The sequence below is a fragment of the Streptomyces adelaidensis genome (assembly GCF_016598475.1).
GTDB classification, from domain to species: domain Bacteria; phylum Actinomycetota; class Actinomycetes; order Streptomycetales; family Streptomycetaceae; genus Streptomyces; species Streptomyces adelaidensis.
Genome location: NZ_JAEMUX010000010.1, coordinates 65,686 through 80,511, shown reverse-complemented (window position 1 = coordinate 80,511; position 14,826 = coordinate 65,686). Strand labels below are relative to the sequence as shown.

8 protein-coding genes and 1 pseudogene are annotated in these 14,826 nt (G+C 69.5%); 5 read left to right on the top strand and 4 right to left on the bottom strand.

Annotation, left to right across the window (positions count from 1 at the left end):
- Window positions 1-36 precede the first annotated feature (36 nt).
- Entirely contained in the window at window positions 37-6,414 is a 6,378-nt protein-coding gene (locus I8N67_RS08080) for an RHS repeat domain-containing protein (RefSeq protein ID WP_307835181.1), read from the bottom strand.
- Here I8N67_RS08080 and I8N67_RS08075 point away from each other — a divergent pair.
- From I8N67_RS08075 to I8N67_RS08055, 5 genes and pseudogenes are all read left to right on the top strand, one after another.
- Window positions 6,359-8,773: pseudogene (locus tag I8N67_RS08075) on the top strand (DNRLRE domain-containing protein); the annotation flags it as partial. The gene I8N67_RS08080 and the pseudogene I8N67_RS08075 overlap by 56 nt on opposite strands.
- A gap of 170 nt (window positions 8,774-8,943) precedes the next feature.
- Complete coding sequence (locus I8N67_RS08070) at window positions 8,944-9,354, top strand: VOC family protein (RefSeq protein ID WP_200301904.1); 411 nt, start codon at window positions 8,944-8,946, stop codon at window positions 9,352-9,354.
- Between the two features lie 132 nt (window positions 9,355-9,486).
- Window positions 9,487-9,912, top strand: a complete 426-nt coding sequence (locus tag I8N67_RS08065; protein ID WP_200301903.1) for a hypothetical protein — start codon at window positions 9,487-9,489, stop codon at window positions 9,910-9,912.
- Between the two features lie 32 nt (window positions 9,913-9,944).
- Window positions 9,945-10,451 carry a thiol-disulfide oxidoreductase DCC family protein gene (locus tag I8N67_RS08060; protein ID WP_200301987.1) on the top strand — a complete coding sequence of 169 codons (507 nt, stop codon included), beginning with the start codon at window positions 9,945-9,947 and terminating at the stop codon, window positions 10,449-10,451.
- 18 nt (window positions 10,452-10,469) lie between these two features.
- Window positions 10,470-11,240 carry a TetR/AcrR family transcriptional regulator gene (locus I8N67_RS08055; protein WP_200301986.1) on the top strand — a complete coding sequence of 257 codons (771 nt, stop codon included), beginning with the start codon at window positions 10,470-10,472 and terminating at the stop codon, window positions 11,238-11,240.
- 104 nt (window positions 11,241-11,344) lie between these two features.
- Here the strand turns inward: I8N67_RS08055 and I8N67_RS08050 are convergent, their stop codons facing one another.
- The 3 genes from I8N67_RS08050 to I8N67_RS08040 form a co-directional block, all read right to left on the bottom strand.
- Window positions 11,345-12,898 carry an ABC transporter substrate-binding protein gene (locus tag I8N67_RS08050; protein ID WP_200301902.1) on the bottom strand — a complete coding sequence of 518 codons (1,554 nt, stop codon included), beginning with the start codon at window positions 12,896-12,898 and terminating at the stop codon, window positions 11,345-11,347.
- Between the two features lie 200 nt (window positions 12,899-13,098).
- Window positions 13,099-14,505 (bottom strand): metallophosphoesterase, encoded by a 1,407-nt coding sequence (locus I8N67_RS08045; RefSeq protein ID WP_200301985.1) that lies wholly within the window; start codon window positions 14,503-14,505, stop codon window positions 13,099-13,101.
- Between the two features lie 16 nt (window positions 14,506-14,521).
- On the bottom strand, window positions 14,522-14,764 hold the full coding sequence (locus I8N67_RS08040; protein WP_200301901.1) for an SCO4848 family membrane protein: 243 nt from the start codon (window positions 14,762-14,764) through the stop codon (window positions 14,522-14,524).
- Between the last annotated feature and the right edge of the window lie 62 nt (window positions 14,765-14,826).

The window sequence follows — 14,826 nt, the reverse complement described above, 5'->3', positions numbered from 1 at the left end:
GAGAAATCCCTTTCATCATGCTCCGACACGGCACGGCTACATCTCGTGCGGAGGCTCGCAGTCACCGGCCGCGATCGGCACGCAGCCGCCATTGACGATCGTATTCCAGTCCTTGGCGAACTGGTAAATGGCGAATACCTCACCGAAAATGCCTGCCCCGTTGAGGAATTTCCCTCCCCCGCCGCTGCGGGGGGTGGTGGGCGTGGAGGTACCGGCGCCGGTTCCGCCACGGCCGATCTGCTCGCCCGGGGTGATCCGGATGGTTCCACCGTTGAACCTGCGCACCAGCGGGGCCTGCCGCATGGTGTCGAAACTGGAGTCGGGGTGGATGATGCGGACGTTGCCGTGGTTCGCGAAACGGTCTCGCATGGCGCTGGCCTGGTCGAAGTCCTTGGCCACGAAGACGACGTTGTCCGTCTGCGTCTTCTTGCCCATCGGGTCCATCTTGTTCCTGACCGTCTGCTCGACGCCGTCGAGCTGCCCCACCCCCCGGGTGCTCTCGTTCACGTCCCAGGTCTGCACACTGACGATCTTCCCCTTCTCCCAGGTCACCTTGATGAAGTCGGCCGTCGCCCCGGTGATGCGCACGTTGCCGAACTTGTCGACATAGGTGCGGGGCTCGTTCTTCCCGGCGTTGTCGTCCTGCCACAGGTACATGGATCCCGTCCGGGTCTTCTTGTCGTAGTACTTCCCGGCGTTCACAAGGTCCTCGTTCATGTACTTGAAGGCGAGCTTCTCGGAGGCGTTGTTGGTGGCGCCGCCGATCACATGAGGCTTTCCCTGCCCGTCGTAGATGGTCCGCGTATTCCCGACGGTCACGTCCGTGTGCGGCTTCGGCGTGCCCTTGGGGCCGCCGGGTCCCCCGGGGATCAGGATGGGGAAGAGTCCGGACGGGTCGCTCTTGCTGACCGGGCTGTTGCCGCCGTACGTGTAGCCGTTCATCTGCAGCGGGTCGGCGAGGTCGACCACCGGGTCGGCCGACAGGAAACGGCCCGAGGTCTGGTCGTACTCGCGGGCGCCCAGGTGCGTGAGGCCGGTGGCCGCGTCGTCGACGCCGGAGCCGAGGTAGCCGCGTCTGTCGGGCCACGACGCCGGCTTGGACCCACGGATCTCGCCGTACGGCTTGAAGGCGCGGCGGGTGACCGGCTGGCCGCTCGTCAGCTCGACCGAAGCGGTCGCCGTGCCCAACTGGTCGGGCAGCAGGACGTGCAGCTTATGACCGGTCGTCGCGCCGTTGGCCGTGGTGCGGACCACGGTCGGGGCGCCGACCTGGGCATAGGCGCGGGAGGCCTTGGTGATGGTGCCCGACTCGTTCGTCGTCAGCTCGGTCTCGCCGAGATACAGGGTCGAGCCCGACGACGAGTTCTCCAGGACACGGTTGCCCTCGGCGTCGTAGACGTACGTCGTCTTCTTGCCGTCGTCCGTGATGGTGTCCAGCTTGTTGTCGGACGTCCAGGTCAGATCCTGGGTGGTGTTGGACAGGTCACGGACCTCGGTGTTGCCGGTCGCGTCATAGGTGTAGCTGCTGCCCATGCCGGACGGGACCGAGCTGATCCATTTCTGGGTGTGCGGCTGCGCCTGCTCGTAGCCGTACGTGAAGGTGACGTTCTTGGACGCGTCCGCCGGGTCGTGATCGGTGAGCGTGGCGCGGTTGCCGATCCAGTTGTAGGTGAAGGCCTGGCGGTAGGCCGTGGTGCCGGTGGAGACGGTGGCGGAGTCCGGGGCGGCCGCCGCCAGGGTCGACGTCAAAGACGCGTCCGGGCTCGTGGTGTCGGCCGCCGCGTCCGGGGCGTCGGCCAGCGGACCCGACGAGGGATCGTAGTCGGTGCGGTAGCCCCAGTTCGCGCCGTTGGACGACCTGCAGCCGGTTCCGTCGCCGGCCGGGGCGACCTTCGACGTCCAGGCGTTGACCAGCTCGCCCATCGCGTCGTAGGTGAAGCACTGGGTGTCCCAAGTCGTACCCGAGGCCTCCGACAGCTTGCGGGCGCTGGAGGTGATGGTGCCCGAGGCGTCGTAGGAGTAGTACCCGTCCGTGATGCGGTGCGGGCCGCTGGTCTCGCGGTCCGCGACCGTTCGCTGGAGGCGGCCGGTGTGCGGGTCGTAGAAGTTCGTCGTCCAGACCCGGTAGGGCTGTGCGCCGGAGACCGTGCGCTGCACTTCGCCGAACGGCGAGTAGGTGACGTCCGAGGTGTACCAGGACTGTCCTGAGGTGGACTCCGACAGCCCGTCGCCGTTGTAGCGGGTGACGACCTTCTCCTTGGCGAGACCGCCCGCCGCGGGCAGCGTCGTCGTCAATGGCTTCCCCGCGACGGGTGTGTAGGTGTACGCGTACGCGTACGTCCCGGCGAGGCCGGTGGTCATGGCGTTGGCGGGGATCACGGTCTCCCTGCCGGTGGGCCGGTAGTCGGTGTCGTAGCCCGTGATCCGGCTGACGTAGTCGCCGCCCGCGGTGCGCCTGGTCGAGGCGACCGGTTGGCCGAGCGCGCCCGGCAGGGTGTCGTAGGTGAACTCCTTGACCGGCACCGCGGTTTCGGAGCCCTCCCGGACCTTGCTGATCCGGCCCAGGACGTCGTACTCCGTGTGGATCGTCAGCTGCCGGGAGTTGGTCACCTTGTTCGGGCGGTCCGCGGTGTCGTACCAGGTCCTGGTCTCACCCGTGTCCGGGTCGGTCGAGTTGGTGACACGGCTGCGGGCGTCGTACTTGTACGTCCACTCGTTGCCCGCCGGGTCGGTGACCTTGCTGCGGTTGCCGCGTGCGTCGTACTCGTAGGTGGTGGAGCGTCCCGTCGTGCTGGCGGAGTCGTCCTGGCTGTAGTGGTACACCGAGGTGACCCGGCCCAGGGCGTCGGTGTAGGTCTTGGTCCGCGGTGCGGTCGGACCGGCCGGGTTCACATACGTGCTGGTGTCGGTATAGGTGGTGTATGTCGCGTGCCGGTAGTCGCCGTCCATGTACGTGGACTGGCGGACCGGGCGTTCCATCCCGTCGTAGCGGTACTTCACCCAGCTCGGGATGAGTGTCTTCGATCTGGGCGTGAACAGCGCGGCGGCGGGCTGGCCCTTGGCCAGGTATCCGCTGGTCTGCTCGTCGGCGAGGCCGTGGTCGTTGTACGTCGTGTCGGTGACGATCCGGCCGGGTCCGTGGGCCTCGGCCTGGGTCTGGGCCGGTCGCGTCAGACCGTCGTAGACGGTGACCTGGGTGGCGTAGGAACCGTCGTCCTTCAGCGTCCTCACGGTGACCGCGGTCGGCCGGGTCTCCTTGGAGGTGGCGACTGCGTTCTGGTAGTCGATCTGGACGTCGGGGCTCTTCCCGCCGGACGAGCGGGAGGCGGACCAGCCCTTCACCAGTCGGCCGAGGGCGTCGTACTCCGTGCGGGCCACCCGCCCGTTGGGATCGGTGACCGTGAGGGCGAGGCTGCGGCCGGGGTCGAAGGTCGTGGTGGTGGCGTGGCCCAGGGCGTTGATCGACTTGGTCGCGGTGACCGGTCCGCCGTTGTCGCCGGGAACGTACTGGGTCTCGGACGTGCCCTGGCCGGGACGGGTGACCGTGCGGACCCGGCCCAGGGGGTCGTACGTCGTGTCGGTCACCACCGAGTACGACGTGCCGGCGCCGTCGGCCTCGGCCAGCGAGGTGACCTGCCCCTTGGTGGGAGTCTCGCCGTAGGCCAGCTTGTCGTAGGTGTGCCGCACCGCGCTCTTCAGTTCCGTCGCCGGATCCGCGGCGTCGTGTCTCGCGCAGGACGTCGCCGTCAACCGCTGTTCCTTCGGCAGACCGATCAGCCAGGCCGAGGTGTTGTGGAGGTACGAGGTCTTGGTGCAGGTCTGGTCGGAGAGGGTCTCCCCGCTCCCGTTCGGCTTGACCACGGCCGTCTCGATCTGGACGGGCATGCCGTAGGTGTCGTCCGGGCTCGTCAGCGTGCGAACGGCGCGCCAGCTGGTGTCGACCGTCTGGATCTCGTCCGTGCGCTTGACTCCCACGCGGTGCGCGAGCATCGGTTCCAGGTCGGTGCCGGTCTCGGCCTCGCGGGCACGGGAGGCGATCTGTTTCGACCAGGGGAAGGAGACGACGCGCTTTTGCACCCGCTTGTCGGAGTTGAGGTAGGTGATGGTCTCCGCGGTCATGCCGGCGTACTGCGGCGCGTCGTCCGCGAGGAGCGTGTGGGCGCCGGTGGAATCCTTGTACTCTCCGCCGGTCCCCTGGAAGTAGCGGGTCTCGGAGTACGACTGGGCCTGCGGGTCGCCCTGCTGGGAGCTGGACTTGCTGCCCTTGGTGACGGTCACCTGATGGTAGCCGCGCCACTCGCTGTAGGTGCGCAGGGCGGGGCGGGTGAACTCGTCGTCCGCCTTGGCCCAGGCAGGAGTCTTGTAGCCGTAGATCGTGTGGATCGGCTTGCCGTGCGAGGTGACCTTGTCGGTCTCGGTGACGGAGTGCACCAGGTACTTGTTGAACCACGCCTTGGCAGGCGTCTTCTCGTCGCCGTCGGGGGACCAGCGGACCGGGAAGCAGGTGCCGTTGTTCTTGCCCTTGTCCTCGGCCGGCTCGGTCGTGCAGCCGCCCTTGTACTCGACCTCGATGTCGCCGCCGTATTCGGTGGCGACCGTGCCGATACGCGGGCGGGTGAAGCCGGGGCGCTGGTCGTTCGATCCGCTGGAGACCAGGTTCGGGAGCTGGCGGTCCTGGAGGCGGGTGCGCAGGGGCGAGGTGGAGCCGACCGAGTACTCGGCGAAGCTGACGCCGTCCTTGTGCTGGAGGGTGCCGGTGGAGTCGCCGGGGGCGAAGCCGCGACGGGTGATGGAGTTCAGCCAGAGGCCGGGGGCCGTGTCGTACCAGTCCTCGGGAAAGGACTGGTGGAGTTCGTAGGTGTCCACCTTGCCGAGGCCCGACTGACCGGCACGGGCGGCCTTCGTCGTCACCGAGTCCAGGCGCATCTGGGTCCAGAAGGACGGGAACGCGGGGCACAGCTTGGACGAGGACTTGCAGTTGAGGTTCCCGGGGGTGTCCCACCAGGGGCGGTACGCGCCGGGGTCGTCGGTCTTGGCGAAGTTCGCCGCGTCGCAGGCCGTCTCGGACTTCAGGCAGCGCTGCTTGACGCCGAACTCGACGGTCGCGGACGGGGTGGTGAGGTCCGATCGCATGCCGTACTCGATGGTCGTCGGGTAGGCGTAACGGTCGTACTGTTCGGGGGACTTGAACTTCTTCTTGACGGAGTAGTGGTTCGTCTCCTGCTTCCAGTTGACGACCAGTGTGTTGCCGTGCAGATCGACGATCTTGTCCAGGCCCCAGCGCCAGGCCTGCTTTTTGCCGGCGCCGCAGCGGGAGTCGGCGAAGGCGGTGGCGTGGCAGGGCTCTTTGGGGTGGTTGCCGAAGACGGGCACGGTGGAGACGGAGTTGGTGTCGGCGTGGCCGCCACCGACCTGGTTGAGGCCGAAGTAGTACCTGGTGCCGTCCGGCGTCGTGACGATCCAGTACTCACCGTTGTTGTCCCCGTTGGTGCCGCCGGTGCGCCGCTCGACGCGGGTGCCGTCGTCGTTCTGGGGGCGGTAGATCTCGGTGGCCGTCTCCGGGTCGCTGCCCGCGGCCGCGTCCCGCACCAGTTCCATCGTCTTTCCGCCGAGGGACATCAGCGCGTTGTACGACACCCAGCACAGGTCGGACGTCTTGTCCTTCTTCGCGGTGTTGTTGGGGGTACCGGAGTTCAGCGTCTTGCGGTCGTCCTGGCAGGTGCGGTAGCGGCGCTCGATGTGTCCCGGGTCGTAGGCCCAGCCCTCCCCGATCCAGGAGGACTGCGGGGACGAGACCGCCGTACGGCCGTCCACCGTCTGGGAGTTGTAGGTGAAGGCGACACTCGGGGCCGGTCCGGCGGGCGCGGCCGGAACGGTCAGCGGGTAGTCCCAGGCGAATGCTCCGGAGGAGCCGCCGGCCGACCACTTGCCGTCAGGGACGAGGGGGGTGGCCTTGAATGTGCCACCGCCGCCACCGCCGGAGTCGACCGCACCCACCACCGCGCTGTCACCGGTCGCCGCGACCGGCGTGGCGGTCGACGTCCGGTACGCGGCCTGCGCGACCGACGGTCCCGCGGGCTGAGCCACCTCGGCCGCCGCGGCCGGGGTGACCGTCCCGTCCGCCGCCGTGTCGACGGTCGCCGTGATCGACTGCGTCCTGGTGTCGTTGGCGGTCTCCAGTTCCTCGTATTCCTGGCACGCCTCGACGTCCGGGGTGGTGAGGTAGCACTCGGGGAACTGGACGAAGCGCAGCCGGGAGGCCCAGTCGGCGCCGTAGAGGTTCTTGAACTTGGCGTAGTCGAGCTTGACCGAGACGGGGACGGAGCCGGTCGCGGGGGCCTGGACCTTGACGAGGGCACCGTCGACGCCCTGGGAGACGGCGGCCGCGCCCACGCCGAGCGGCTCGGCGGCCACGCTCGGCCTGCCGGGACTGAACGGGCCCTCGCCCGACTCGCGCGGCGAGCTGGTCGAGGCCGATCTGTCCGGGGCGAACTGGGTGCTCACCCCGAACCTGGAGTTCCTCGACGACTCGGCGACCACGTACCCGGTGTTCGTCGACCCGTCGGTGAAGAAGCACACCCAGAACTGGACCACGGCGTACAGCCGCCACCCCAACGCCACGTTCTACAACGGCAAGGGCTTCAACAAGGGCGGTACGCACGAGGCCCGGGTCGGCTTCGAGTCGGACACCTGGGGCACCTCGCGCTCGTACTTCAACATCACCTTCGACAAGGATCTCAAGGGCACGAAAATCACGAGTGCGAAGCTGCGCATGCTGGAGACGTACTCCTGGTCGTGCAGCGCGCGTTCGTTGAGCGTGCACCTGACGGGCGCGGTCAACGGGCACACCAACTGGAAGAACGCGCCCAAGCTGACCGACGGCAACAAGTTCGCGACCAAGAGCTTCGCGCACGGCTACAAGTCCGGGTGCCGGGACGCGTACGAGAACTTCGACGTGAAGAAGGCCGCGCAGAAGCGGGCCGACGAGGGCAAGGACAGCATCACGTTCGGTCTGCGGGCGCGGGACGAGAACTCGCAGTACTCGTGGAAGAAGTTCCAGGCCAACGGCGACAACGCCCCGGTCCTGGAGCTCGTCTACAACCGCAAGCCGGCCATCGACGCCAAGTCGCTCGACCTCGGCCCGGACGCCAAGTGCACCACCACCGAGCCGTACGTCCGCATGGGTTCGGGGAACCTGACGTTCACCGCGCGGGGCTCCGACAAGGACAAGAACCTCGACTTCCTCGACTTCGACCTGTGGGCGACCGGCAAGTGGGACACCACGGGTGACCTGCTGGGCTCCACCGGCAAGGTCTCGGTCGGCGGAGACAAGGACGTCGCGCTGCGCACCACGACCGGCTTCGCCACGAGCAAGCTCACCAACGGCACGCTCTACTCCTGGCGGGTGCGGGCCGTGGACGACGCGAACGCCACCTCCGGGTACGCGCCGGCCAAGACCCCGTGCCGCTTCGTCCTCGACACCACCGCGCCCAAGCCGCCGAAGGTCAGCTCCATCGACTTCCCGAACGCCGACGGCGCCGAGAACGGCTTCGGCAACGACGCCGAGGACGCCAACTGGTCCACCAAGAAGTTCGGCACGGCGGGCTCCTTCACCGTGCGCGCGCTCAACACGGACGTCGTCCGCTACGAGTACGGCTTCAACTCGGCGAACTACCCGTTCACGCTGAGCCGCACTTCCGGTACGGCCACGACCGTCAGCGCGACGCTCGCGAACGCGAAGCCTCCGACGGCCGGCCCGAACGTGCTGTACGTCCGTGCCGTGGACGCCGCGGGCAACCCCTCCCAGCCGACGAAGTACTTCTTCTACGTCACGCCGCGCGACCAGGCCGACTCCCCCGGCGACTTCACCGGGGACAAGCTCCCCGACCTGATGGTCGTCTCCGACGCCGGCAACTTGGTGCTGTACCCGTCCCAGGCGACCAACGACCTGGTCAAGGGCTCAGGCGACCTCGACTACTCGATGCCGGGCGCCTACCGGGCCAACCCGGACAAGGACCCGAACGGCGACGACCTGCCACCGTTCGTCTCCGCGCCCTCCGGCCACTTCAAGGGCGCGCTGATCACCCACAACGGCGACATCTACGGCGGTGACGGCCTCCAGGACCTGGTGGTCCGGCTCGGCGACAAGCTCTGGGTGTACCCCGGCGACGGCTACGGCGCGGTCAACATCGACCGCCGGGTGGAGATCCTCCTCCCCTCCAACGCGCCCAGCCCCGCCTCCCTCACCCAGATCGTCTCGGCGGGCGACGCCACCGGGGACGGCCGCACCGACTTCTTCGCCACCATGGGCGACGAACTCTGGGCCTTCACCGGCTACCACGGGGCCGGCATCGACCAGGCGATCCGCCTCTCCGGTTCCGCTTGGACCGAACGGGACATCGTCTCCGTCACGGACTTCTCCGGCGACGGCGTGACGGACCTGATCTACCGCACCGACGTGTCCGCCCGGCTCCTCTCCCGCAAGGGCATCAAGGCAACCACCGGCGGCACCGTCCTCACCTCCCTGGGCTCCGCCGCCGCCTCCGCCGACGGCGAGGACGGCGTCTACGGCTCCGCCGGCTGGGGCAGCGGCAGCATCTACCTGTTGACCGGCACCCCCGACGCCAACGGCGACGCCATCCCGGACATCTGGACCGTCCGCACCGACGGCACGGTCCGCTTCTACGCCGGCAGCCGCACCGCCCTCTCGGGCTCGGGCACGGAGATCATCGGCACGGCGAGCTACTGGAAGACCCGGATCGCCATCGGCTGATGCGATCCCCCTCGGCAGAGCGAGGGACACAAGAGGCGAGGGGCCGACCGCGGGAACGTCCGCGGTCGGCCCCTCGCCGTATCCCCGCATCCCCGTCTCCCCGTAGCCCCCGTGTCGCGCGAACGCCGACGCTCCCACAGATACGGAAGTCGGCGCTCTAATCTGACGACATGTCAGACAATGAGTCGTACGAACTGCTCGGTTTCGACAACGTCCTCCTCTCCGTCGGCGACCTGGGCGAAGCCGTCTCCTTCTTCGAGCGGGCCGGCTTCGCCGTGGCCTTCCGGCTGGACGAGGCCGGGATCGCGGGGTTGAAGGTGGGCAAGGAGACCCCGGGACTGTTGCTGCGGGTGGAGGAGGCGCTGCACCGCCGGACGCCCGCGTGGGCCTCGGCGCGGGTGTGGCTGGAGGTGCGGGACGCGCGGGCGGCGGCGCGGGCACTGGAGGAGGCGGGGGTGCAGCCCCTCGACGCGGCGTTCCCCGTCGTCACCGGGTGGACCGTGGAGTTCGCGGATCCGTGGGGGAACGTCATCGGGTTCACGGACTACAGCAAGCGGCCGGAGTTGGGGCGGGTGTCCTAGCTCCTCCAGCAGTCCCTCCAGCAGCCCTTCCCGCAGCCCTCCCAGCCGCCGCTTGAACGTGTTCAAAAACAGCGCTACAGTCTCACCGAGACGTTTTGAACGTGTTCAGGAAAGCTTGGGAGGGGTGGGGGCATGGACCTCACGGTCGTCGCGTACGTCATCTATCTGGTGGTCAGCGTGGGGCTGACGGTCTGGGTGGCGCGGACGTTGAGCAGCAACGGGCGGATCTTCCTCGGGGATGTCCTGCGGGGGAACGAGAAGCTCGCGGACGCGGTGAACCACCTGCTGGTGGTCGGGTTCTATCTCGTGAACCTGGGGTTCGTGGCGCTGTACCTGAACACGGACGGCGCCATCACCAGCCCACGGGAGGTGTTCGAGGCGGTCTCGGCCAAGCTCGGGGTCGTACTGCTGGTACTGGGCGCGCTGCACCTCGGCAACGTGTTCGTGCTGAACAAGTTCCGGCGGCGCGGGGTGATGGAGCGGGAGCAGCTGCCGCCGGTCGCGCCGCAGGGCTGGGTCGTGCCCGGGGCGCCCGCCGCTCCGCGGGCCGGGGCGTGACACCCGTGACCCCCGTGACACCCGTGTCCGCCATGGCGGACACCGCCGAGGACCGGGGCGCCGAGCGCGTCCCGGTTCGCCGGCTCACCGTTCTGTACGACGCCCGATGCGGACTGTGCACCCTTGTGCGGGAGTGCTTGGGGAGGCAGCGGCAGTTGGTGCCGCTGGAGTTCGTGGCGGCGGGGTCGCAGGAGGCTCGGCGGCGGTTTCCCGGGCTCGACCACGGTGCGACGCTCGAGGAGATCACGGTCGTGGCGGACGGGGGGCAGGTGTATCTCGGGTCCGCCGCCTGGATCGTCTGTCTGTGGGCGCTGCGCGAGCAGCGGCCGCTCGCGCACCGGCTCAGCACCCCGGCGGGGGCCCGGCTCGCACGCGGTGCCGTGCTCGCCGCCGCGAAGTGGCGCGGTGCGCACCCGCGGCCCGGCGAGGGCGGTGGGTACGGCGGGAGCACGACCGAAGGGTGGACGTACGCCCGGCGGTACGGGTGGCTGTACGCCCCTCCCGGCGGCTGTGACACGGGCGCCTGCGCGACTCGTTAGGCTCAGCCCGTGCCCGCAGTGAACGACGAACCCAGCGCAGAGCCCGACAGCCCCAAGGACGGCGCGGAACAGCCCGGTCCCAAAGGCTCCGCCAAGTCCGAGCAGACTCGCGCGCTGATCCTGGAGACCGCGCTGCGGCTCTTCCAGGAGCGCGGGTACGACAAGACGACGATGCGGGCCATCGCCAAGGAGGCCGGGGTCTCCGTCGGGAACGCGTACTACTACTTCGCCGGCAAGGAACACCTGATCCAGGGGTTCTACGACCGGATCGGCGCCGAGCACCGGGTGGCGGTCCGGCCCCTGCTGGAGCGGGAGAAGGACCTGGAGGCGCGGATCGCCGGGGTGCTGAAGGTGTGGCTGGACGTGGCGGAGCCGTACCACGAGTTCGCGGCGCAGTTCTTCAAGAACGCGGCCGACCCGGACAGCCCGCTCAGCCCCTTCTCCCCCGAGTCCGAAGGCCCCCGCGAGGAGTCCATCGCCATCCACCGCGAGGTCCTCGCCGGGTCCAAGGCCAAGGTCCCGGACGAACTCCGAGACGTGCTCCCCGAGTTGATGTGGCTGTCCCAGATGGGGCTCGTCCTGTACTGGGTCTTCGACCGTACCGAGGGGCGCGAGCGCAGCTACCGGCTCGCCGAACGGGGGGCCCGGCTGACGACCCGGGGGGTCTCGATGGCACGCTTCCGTGCGCTGCGGCCGCTCGTCCGCGAGGTGCACGAGCTGTTCACGGACTTCCTGCCGGGGATGACGAAGGTGCTGCCGGATCCGGGGGGCAAGGGCCCGGCGGGCTGATCACTGTCGAGTGAGATCGCTCCCTCCGTCCGACCGCCGTCCGGCGTTGGACCGCTGTCCGGCGTTGGACCGCTGTCCGGCGTTGGACCGCTGTCCGGCCGCCGTCAGATCCAGTCCAGCCGCCACAGCCGGAAGACACCGGTCCCGTCGGACAGGTACTGCGCGCCGCCGACTTCCTCACTGCTGAGGACGTACTCCTTGCGCTGCCACAGGGGAATCAACGGCACGTCCCGGGCCACGACGTCCTGCAGCTCCTTGAAGTCCGCCGCGGCCCGGCCGCGGTCCTCGTAGCGGCGGCTGTCCTTGACGAGCCGGTCGGTCTGCGCGCTGCTGTAGCCGTTGTCCAGGGAACCGCCGGTGCCGACAAGGGGCCCGCTGAAGGTGTCGGGGTCGGGGTAGTCGGCGACCCAGCCGACGCCGTACGCGTCCAACTTGCCGTCGGCATAGCGCTGTTGGAAGGCGGTCCACTCGTACGCCGTGGTCGTGACGTAGAACAGTCCGCTCGCCTCCAGCTGCTGCTTCAGCTCGGCGGCCTCGGCGGTCGAGGAGTTTTGGCCCTCCGCGTACCCGAGGGTGAACCGCACGGGCATGCTCACGCCGGCCTCGTCGAGGAGTTCGCGGGCCCGCTGCGGGTCGGGCTCGGGGTACGCGTCGAAGAACGAGGTGGTGTGGCCCGTGAGGCCGGCCGGGATCAGCGAGTACAGCGGGTCGGTGGTGCCCTCGTAAGCCTCGGCGACCAACTGCTCCCGGTTGATCAGCGCGGCCAGCGCCTGCCGTACCCGGCGGTCCTGGAAGGGCGAGCCGGCCCGCACGTTGAGGACGAGGTTGCGGGTCTCGGTGCTGTCGGCCTCCGTGACCCGCTGATCCGGGTCGCTGGGCGACAGCCCGGCGAGCACCGAGGGCGGCAGCGCGCGCGTGGCGACGTCGACCTGCCGCGCCTGCCATGCCTTCGCCAGGGCCTCCGAGTCCTTGTAGTAGCGCATGAGGACGGGGCGGCCGGCGGCCTGGGCGACGCCCTGGTAGGTGTCGTTGGGCGTGAGGCGGGCCTGCTCGTCCGTATACGAGGTGAGGACGTACGGCCCGGTGCCGTCGGCGCCGCCGTCGGTGCGCAGCCGGTTCGTCGGGTACTTCGTTCGGTCGACGATCGCCCCGGCGCCGGTGGCCACCTTGAGCGGGAAGGTGGCGTCCGGCGAGGAGAGGCGGAAGGTGACGGTCAGTCCGTCCGCGGCGACCGACTGGAGGGTGTCGAGCAGCGCGGCGGGCCCGACGTCCGAGTTGACGCGCTGGACGCGGTCGAAGGAGTACTTCACGTCCGCCGCGGTCACCGCGCGCCCGCTGGGGAACGTCAGGTCCTGGCGCAGCGTGCAGCGGTAGACGGTGAGCGCGTTGCCGGCGAACGCGCAGCTTTGCGCCGCGTCCGGGACGGGGGTCGCGCCGCCCGGTTCGAAGGTCAGCAGTGACTGGAAAACGTTGCTGAACAGGGCCCAGGATCCGGCGTCGTACGCGCCGGCCGGGTCGAGTGACGTGACGGTGTCGGCCGTCCCGACGGTGATCGTCCTGTTCTCGTCCCGCTGAGCGGGCATCAACTGCCAGCCGCCGATCGCCGCCATCGCCAGCACCAGCAGTGACGCGAGAACCCGCAAGCGAACCGACCGCATCGGCGCCCCTCCCAAGGTTCCCCACCCGGCCCACAACGCACAGTGGTTCCGCGACGCACAGTGATTCCGCGGTGGCGCGGATCACCTAACCACAGTGGCCTGTGCGCGCGGAAGACAGATTTTGTTGAGTAGTTGTTGAGTTGCGAATGAACTCGGTCAGCGTGTCACGCGCCGCTTCCCTCAAGGCTCCTGACGGCCCGTCATGCCTGCTTCGACGCCAGTTCCACCACCGTGATGTCCGACGGCGCCCCCACCCGCACCGGCGGCCCCCACGCGCCCGCGCCGCGGCTGACGTAGAGCTGGGTGTCGCCGTAGCGTTCGAGGCCCGCGAGGGTGGGGTTGGCGGCTTCGGCGACGTAGTTCATGGGCCACAGCTGGCCCCCGTGGGTGTGGCCGGAGAGCTGGAGGTCGACGCCGTGGTCGACGGCGTCGTGGATCTGGACGGGCTGGTGGGCGAGGAGGACGACGGCCCGCGAGGTGTCCCGGTCGCCGAGCGCCGCGGCGAAGTCGGGGCCCTGGCCCTCGTCCGTACCCGCGATGTCGTTCACACCGGCGAGGTCGAGGTACGGCAGTTCGCGGCGCGCGTTCTCCAGCGGGGTGAGGCCGAGTCGCCGTACCTCCTCCACCCACTGCTCGGCACCGGAGAAGTACTCGTGGTTGCCGGTGACGAAGTAGCTGCCGTGCCGCGCCTTCAGGCCCGCGAGGGGCGCCGCGGCCGGGCCCAGGTCCGCCACACTGCCGTCGACCAGGTCGCCGACCACCGCGATCAGGTCGGGCTGGGTCGAGTTGATCGTGTCGACGACCTTCTGCGCGAAGCCCCGGCCCAGCAGCGGCCCGAGGTGGATGTCGCTGACCACCGCTATCCGGAAACCGTGCGCCGCGCGCGGGAGCTTCGCCAGCGGCACGGTGACCCGCTTGACCTTGGGGCCGCGTACGACGCCGTAGGTGCCGTAGCCGACGGTGCCGACGGCCGCGGCGGCGACGGCGCCGCCGACGACTCGGGAGACGAAGAGGCGGCGGGAGGGGTCGGCCGAGGTGGCGGGTGGAGGGGTGGCCGGGGAGTCTGCCGGCTCGGTCGCGGCCGGCTCGGCATTGGTCGGCTCGGCAGTGGTCGACGCGGCAGTGGTCGACGCGGCAGTGGTCGACGCGGCAGTGGTCGACGCGGCAGCGGTCGGCTCGGCAGCGGTCGAATCGGCGGGCCGCTCCGTGGGCTTCGCGCCCGCTGGTACCGGTTCCGGCGCGAGCTCGCGCACCAGCGGCTCCGGCTGTTCGGCGGGCGCCGGAGCGCGCCGCGCCACCAACCGGCGCAGGAGCGGTCGTACAAGCTCCCCCGCCAGCAGGGCCAGCAGCAGGTACAGCGAGAGGGCGAGCCACATGAAGCCCGGCCAGGTCAGCGTCTGCTGGAGCCAGAAGGGGGCGCCGCCGCGCTCGGCCGCGAAGCCGACGAAGACCAGCACCGGCCCGGCGATGAACACCCCCGCGCCCACGCGTCTGGCGAGCCCCGGCCCGCGAGTCGTGTCACGCACCAGCCGACGCCACGCGTACCAGTGCAGGGCCCCGAAGGCGCTCAGCACCAGCAGGGCGGCGAGCACGAAAACAAGGATCATCATGTCGTACTCCTGGTCACGCGGTCCGGCGAAGGGCACGCACCGCGCGCAACCCGATGACTCCGATGGCCGTCCCAAGGGCAAAGGAGACGACGGCGAGCGTCAGATGCACCCAGAAGTAGGCGGTCGGATCACCCGCGTCGTCGAACGCGAGCCCGCTGCCGTCCTTCCACAAATTCTTGATGAAAGTGATCCAGATGACCCAGCTCCACACCCCGAAGGCGAGCAGGAACCAGGAGAGGGGGCGGCTGAGCTTCATGAGTTCAGTATCGCCGCCGACCGCACGGCTCTCGCGCCGGGGTGCGAGCGGGGGCGTGAGCA

Bases quoted from the DNA above. Each gene is read 5' to 3' on its own strand.
- I8N67_RS08070 (WP_200301904.1), top strand. From the start codon at position 8,944: ATGTCAGACAATGAGTCGTACGAACTGCTCGGTTTCGACAACGTCCTC.
- I8N67_RS08065 (WP_200301903.1), top strand. From the start codon at position 9,487: ATGGACCTCACGGTCGTCGCGTACGTCATCTATCTGGTGGTCAGCGTG.
- I8N67_RS08060 (WP_200301987.1), top strand. From the start codon at position 9,945: ATGGCGGACACCGCCGAGGACCGGGGCGCCGAGCGCGTCCCGGTTCGC.
- I8N67_RS08050 (WP_200301902.1), bottom strand. From the start codon at position 12,898: ATGCGGTCGGTTCGCTTGCGGGTTCTCGCGTCACTGCTGGTGCTGGCG.
- I8N67_RS08045 (WP_200301985.1), bottom strand. From the start codon at position 14,505: ATGATCCTTGTTTTCGTGCTCGCCGCCCTGCTGGTGCTGAGCGCCTTC.
- I8N67_RS08040 (WP_200301901.1), bottom strand. From the start codon at position 14,764: ATGAAGCTCAGCCGCCCCCTCTCCTGGTTCCTGCTCGCCTTCGGGGTG.